This is a genomic window from Azonexus sp. (assembly GCF_036170495.1).
GTDB lineage: Bacteria > Pseudomonadota > Gammaproteobacteria > Burkholderiales > Rhodocyclaceae > Azonexus.
Map to the genome: position 1 here is coordinate 1 of NZ_JAVHPH010000087.1, position 5898 is coordinate 5898.

The window sequence follows — 5898 nt, forward strand, 5'->3', positions numbered from 1 at the left end:
TCGGTTTGGCGACCAAGTACGACGACAACTGGTACGGCGCGGCGCAATCGATCGAGTTCGACATCCAGACGATCAACCTCAATCCGTCAGTGGCTTGGCGCGCCAATGAGTGGCTGTCGCTGGGGGCGGGCGTCAATTATCAGATGCTCAACGCCGAATATCGGAAGGTGGTCGGCACGGCAGGGCCTTTTGCCTCGACCCTGGCGACGGTGAATCTGGATGGTACGGCGTGGGGCTGGAACATCGGCGCATTGATCAAGATCACGCCGGTGACCAAGCTCGGTTTGTCCTATCGTTCGACGACGAAATACGATCTCGATGGTGATGTCGAATTTACCGGCACCCTCGCCCAATCCGGTGCGACAGCCGGCGCAACGACCAATCGCGCCGTTACCGCGACGATTGAATTGCCCGACACCTGGATCTTGAGCGCGACGCATGAACTGAATGACCGCGTCGAGTTGTTGGGCGATATTTCGTGGACGGGCTGGAGTTCCATTCCCAGGGTGAATATCGTCAATGCGCAGACTACCGGTCTGGGCGCGGTTGCCGGCCGAAACATGCAAGTCCTTGACACTGAGTTTCGCGATACGTGGCGCGTCGCAGTGGGGGCCAACTACAAGCTCAACGATGCCTGGAAACTGAAGGCCGGTCTGGCTTATGACCAGACACCGGTTCAGGGCCCGACCACCCGTCTTGTCTCGCTGCCGGACAACGACCGCACCTGGTTCACGCTGGGAACGCAGTGGAAGCCGTCGAAGTCGATGAAGCTTGATATTAGCGCCGCCTACCTGTTGATCAAGGATACCGAGATCGACAATAACCAAAACAGCGCTTCGACCGGCGCTAACCGCGTCACCGGTAACTACGACAACCAGGCATTCCTCATTGGCGCCCAGTTGTCGATGGCCTTCTAAGCCCTTTGATTCGATGCGACATTCAATCCCCGGCTAGCCCGGGGATTTTTTTGAATTTTGGGCAAAAAACCGGTTGACCGTGGGCGTTGCCGTTCTATAATTCAAACGTTCGTTTTATATTAACGAAGCGGAAAATAAGAGACTTAAAAGGAGATGCAATTGAACAAGTTGATCGTGAAGAAAGCCGCCGTTCTGGGTGCTGGCGTGATGGGGGCGCAGATTGCCGCGCACCTCGCCAACGCCAACGTGCCTGTCGTGCTGTTCGACCTGGCTGCAAAAGAAGGTGACAAGAACGGCATCGTCAAGAAGGCGCTTGATGGCCTCAAGAAGCTGGACCCGGCACCGCTGGCCAGCAAGGGCAAGCTGAAGTTCATCGACGCCGCCAATTACGACGAGCACCTGCCGCTGCTCGCCGAGTGCGACCTCGTCATCGAAGCCATCGCCGAGCGCATGGACTGGAAAAACGATCTCTACGCGAAGATCGCGCCGCACCTCGCGCCGAACGCCATCATCGCCTCGAATACCTCCGGCCTGTCGATGAATGCCCTGGCGCAGGGTCTGCCGGAAGCCGTCCGGCCGCGTTTCTGCGGCATCCACTTTTTCAATCCGCCGCGCTACATGCATCTGGTCGAGATCATCGGCACGCAGAGCACCGACGGCAGCACGCTCGACGCGCTGGAAACCTGGCTGACCTCGCTCCTCGGCAAGGGCGTCATCCGTGCCCTCGATACGCCGAACTTCGTCGCGAACCGCATCGGCGTCTTCTCTATTCTTGCCGTCATGCATCACACCCAGGCTTTCGGCCTTGGCTTTGATGAGGTCGACGCGCTGACCGGCCCGAAGATCGGTCGTCCGAAGAGCGCCACCTATCGCACCGCCGATGTCGTCGGCCTCGATACCCTGGCCCACGTCGTCAAGACCATGCAGGACACGCTGCCGAATGATCCGTGGCACGCCTATTTCACCAACCCGGTCTGGCTGCAGGCGCTGATCGCCCAGGGCGCGCTCGGTCAGAAAACCCGTTGCGGCATCTTCCGCAAGCAGGGCAAGGAAATCCAGGTGCTTGACCTGAAGGCGCAGGATTACCGCAAGTCGGCCGGCGAGGTGGCCGAAGAGGTTGCCGCCATTCTGAAGATGAAGAACCCGGCCGAAAAGTTTGCCGCGCTGCGCGCATCGGCGCATCCGCAGGCGCAATTCCTGTGGGCCATCTTCCGCGATATTTTCCACTACGCGGCAGTGCAACTCGAAAGCGTCGCCGACAACGCCCGCGATCTCGATTTCGCCATGCGCTGGGGCTTCGGCTGGGCGCAGGGGCCGTTCGAAACCTGGCAGGCGGCCGGCTGGAGCGATATTGCGCAGGCGATTGCCGCCGACATCGCGGCCGGCAAGACGATGAGCGCCACGGCGCTGCCGGCCTGGGCGCTGGAGGCGGGGCGGACCGGCGTGCATGCGGCGCAGGGTTCGTATTCGGCCAGCCAGAACGCCTATGTCACCCGGTCGACCTTGCCGGTTTATCAGCGCCAGTTATTCCCCGAGCGCGTCCTCGGCGAGAGTGGTTCGACGCCCGAAAAGTCGGGCGAAACGTTGTTTGAGAACGATGGCGTGCGCCTTTGGGTGCTGCCTACGGTCGACCCGAAAATTGGCATCATTTCCATCAAGTCGAAGATGCACACCATCGGCGACGAGGTGCTTGATGGCGTCATCGCCGCTGTGCGTCAGGCCGAAACGACATTGGACGGCGTGGTGCTCTGGCACGAAGCGTCGTTCGCTGTCGGCGCCAATCTGGCGCAGGTGACGGAAGCCATCGTTGCCGGTCAGTTCGACATTCTGGAAAAAACCGTCGAGAAATTCCAGCGCGCTTCGCAAACGCTCAAGTACGCGCAAGTCCCGACCGTCGCGGCGGTGCAGGGCATGGCGCTGGGTGGCGGCTGCGAGTTCGTCATGCATGCCGGCAAGCGCGTGCTGGCGCTGGAAAGCTATGTCGGGCTGGTCGAGGCCGGCGTCGGCCTGATCCCGGCTGGCGGTGGCTGCAAGGAATTTGCCGTGCGCGCCGCCGACTGGGCTGCCCAGTCGAACGTGCCGGGCGAGGTTTTCAATTACCTGCAAAATGCTTTCATGACCATCGCCATGGCCAAGGTGGCGAAGAGCGCCGTGGAGGCTGTCGATTTCGGTTTCGCCAAGCCGTCCGACACCATCCTGTTCAACGCCAACGAACTGCTTTTTGTGGCGATCCGCGAAGCGCGGGCCATGGCCGACGCCGGCTATGCGCCGCCGCCCAAGGCCCGGGCCATCCCGGTGGCCGGCAAGAACGGCATCGCCACCTTCGAGATGATGCTGGTGAACATGAAGGAGGGCGGCATGATTTCGGCCCACGACTATAAGGTGGCCAAGTTCGCTGCTATTGCCCTGTGCGGCGGCGAGATCGAAACCGGCAGCCTGGTCGATGAAGAATGGCTGATTACCGTCGAGCGTCGACTGTTCGTCGAACTGCTGAAAACCCCCGAAACCCAGGCCCGGATCAAGCACATGCTGGATACCGGCAAGCCGTTGAGGAACTAGTTGTTGGTTAGTCGCTAGTTGTTAGTCGCTAGTTGTTAGCGAAAACGAATGACTAGCGGCCAGCAACCAACGGCTAACGGCTAACGACTAACAACTAAGGACTAATAACTATGAGACAAATTCAAGACGCCTACATCGTTGCCGCCACCCGTCTGCCGGTGGCCAAGAAGAACGGCATGTTCAGGAACGTGCGGCCGGATGACATGCTGGCCCACGCCATCAAATCGGTTGTCGCCCAGGTGCCGGGCATCGACCCGGCGCTGATCGGCGATGTTATCGTCGGCTGCGCCATGCCGGAAGCCGAGCAGGGCATGAACGTGGCCCGCATCGGCCTGTTGCTGGCCGGCCTGCCGATTACCGTGCCGGGCATCACCATCAACCGTTTCTGCTCCTCTGGCCTGCAGGCGGTGTCCAATGCGGCCAATCAGATCCGCCTCGGCCTGGCCGACGTGATGATCGCCGCCGGCACCGAGTCGATGAGCGTCATGCCGCAGATGATGGGCAACAAGATGTCGATGAACCCGGCCATTTTCGCCAACGAGGAAAACCTCGGCATCGCCTACGGCATGGGTCTCACCGCCGAAAAGGTGGCGACCCAGTGGAAGGTCAGCCGCGAGGCGCAGGATGCTTTCGCCGTCGAGTCGCACCGCCGGGCCTGTGCGGCGATTGCCGCCGGTCATTTCAAGGCGGAGATTTCCCCCTACATGATTCGCGAAAGCCTGCCCGATCTGGCTTCCGGCGAAATCCGTATCCGCGAGCGCGTGGCCGATACCGACGAAGGCCCGCGCCCCGATTCGGCCCTCGATAAGCTCGCCAAGCTGAAGCCGGTGTTCAATGTGCGCGGTTCGGTGACGGCTGGCAATTCGTCGCAGATGTCCGACGGCGCCGGTGCCGTGATGCTGGTTTCCGAGAAGATTTTGCGCCAACACAACCTGACGCCGCTCGCCCGCTTTGCCGGTTTTGCCGTTGCTGGCGTGGCGCCCGAGATCATGGGCATCGGCCCGGTCGCGGCGATTCCCAAGGTGCTGGCGCAGGTCGGCATTCGCCAGGATGAACTGGACTGGATCGAGCTCAACGAAGCCTTTGCCGCGCAGTCGATCGCAGTCATGCAGGAACTCGGCATCGATCCGACCAAGGTCAATCCGCTCGGTGGCGCCATCGCGCTCGGCCACCCGCTCGGCGCCACCGGCGCCATCCGTATCGCCACCGTCGCGCATGGCCTCCAGCGCACCGGCGGCAAGTACGGCATGGTGACGATGTGCATCGGCACGGGCATGGGCGCCGCCGGCATCATTGAGCGGATTTAAGGGGAAACCGCGAATGCTACGGTCAACCGGAAAAAAAGCCCAAAATTGAAATCATGAAACCCGCCTGGCTGGCCAAACTTTCTCCGACCTGGCGGGCGCGCATGGTGCGCCTGGGCTTCAATTTCCATCCGGCCTTTCGTGGCACCGGGGGCAGGGTGACCCATGTGGCGAAGGATTTGCGCCACATCCGGGTTGCCCTGCCGCTCAACTGGAAGACAAAAAATATCGTCGGCTCGCTCTACGGCGGTTCGCTGTTCGCGATCACCGACGGGGCGCATCCGATGATGTTGATGGCGGCGCTCGGCGACGGCTACATCGTCTGGGACAAGGCGGCGAGCATTCGTTACCGCAAGCCCGGTTTTTCGACGCTGTATGCCGATTTTGTCTTGAGTGACGAGGAAGTGGCAGAAATCCGGGCCGAACTGGCCAAAAACCCGGAGCTTGAGCGCACTTATCTGGTCGAACTGAAAGACCAGTACGGCATCGTGCATACCGTGGTCGAACGCACGGTTTATATCGCCGACAAACATTACTACCGACAAAAGAGCGGTGGAGGAGACAACCAATGATTACATCGACACGCGTCCGCAAGGCGGCGCTCATTGCTGCCTTGCTGGCCGTTCCCGGGCTGCACGCCGCGGAAGTGGCCGGGGTCAAGGTGGACGACAGCATCCGGGTCGGCGGCAGCGAACTGCTGCTGAACGGCGCTGGCCTGCGCAGCAAATTTTTCATCAAGGTCTATGTTGGCGCGCTCTACGTTGGCCAGAAAGCGACCACGTCGGCGGCGATCATCGATAGCCCGCAGCCGCGCCGCATGGTCATGCGCATGATGCGCGATCTCGACGCCGAAGCGCTGAATTCGGCGCTCGACGATGGCCTGCAAAGCAACCACGGCCCGGCCGAGTTGGCTGCGCTCAAAACGCAGGCCGACCAGCTGGCGGCGATCATGAAGGGGATCGGCAAGGCCCGCGAAGGCGATACCATCGGCATTGACTTCTCGGCCGACGGCGTCGCTGTCAGCCTGAACGGGGAAGCGCGTGGCAAGGTGGCCGGGGCAGGTTTCGCGAAAGCGCTGCTCAAGGTCTGGCTCGGCGACAAGCCGGTGGACGCCTCGC

The 5898-nt window shown here is 61.4% G+C and carries 5 protein-coding genes; all 5 read left to right on the forward strand.

Annotation, left to right across the window (positions count from 1 at the left end; all coding sequences use genetic code 11):
* A partial coding sequence (locus ADADOO_RS02855) for an OmpP1/FadL family transporter (protein ID WP_511274846.1) occupies window positions 1-917 on the forward strand: 917 nt, incomplete at its 5' end.
* 159 nt (window positions 918-1076) lie between these two features.
* Window positions 1077-3476: a 3-hydroxyacyl-CoA dehydrogenase/enoyl-CoA hydratase family protein gene (locus ADADOO_RS02860; RefSeq protein WP_511274848.1), complete on the forward strand. Its 2400-nt coding sequence runs from the start codon at window positions 1077-1079 to the stop codon at window positions 3474-3476.
* A gap of 110 nt (window positions 3477-3586) precedes the next feature.
* On the forward strand, window positions 3587-4783 hold the full coding sequence (locus ADADOO_RS02865) for an acetyl-CoA C-acyltransferase (RefSeq protein ID WP_511274849.1): 1197 nt from the start codon (window positions 3587-3589) through the stop codon (window positions 4781-4783).
* A 53-nt stretch (window positions 4784-4836) separates the two neighbouring features.
* Window positions 4837-5352 (forward strand): DUF4442 domain-containing protein, encoded by a 516-nt coding sequence (locus ADADOO_RS02870; protein ID WP_511274851.1) that lies wholly within the window; start codon window positions 4837-4839, stop codon window positions 5350-5352.
* The coding region (locus ADADOO_RS02875) for a chalcone isomerase family protein (RefSeq protein ID WP_511274853.1) at window positions 5349-5898 on the forward strand (550 nt) is incomplete at its 3' end. The genes ADADOO_RS02870 and ADADOO_RS02875, both read left to right, overlap by 4 nt.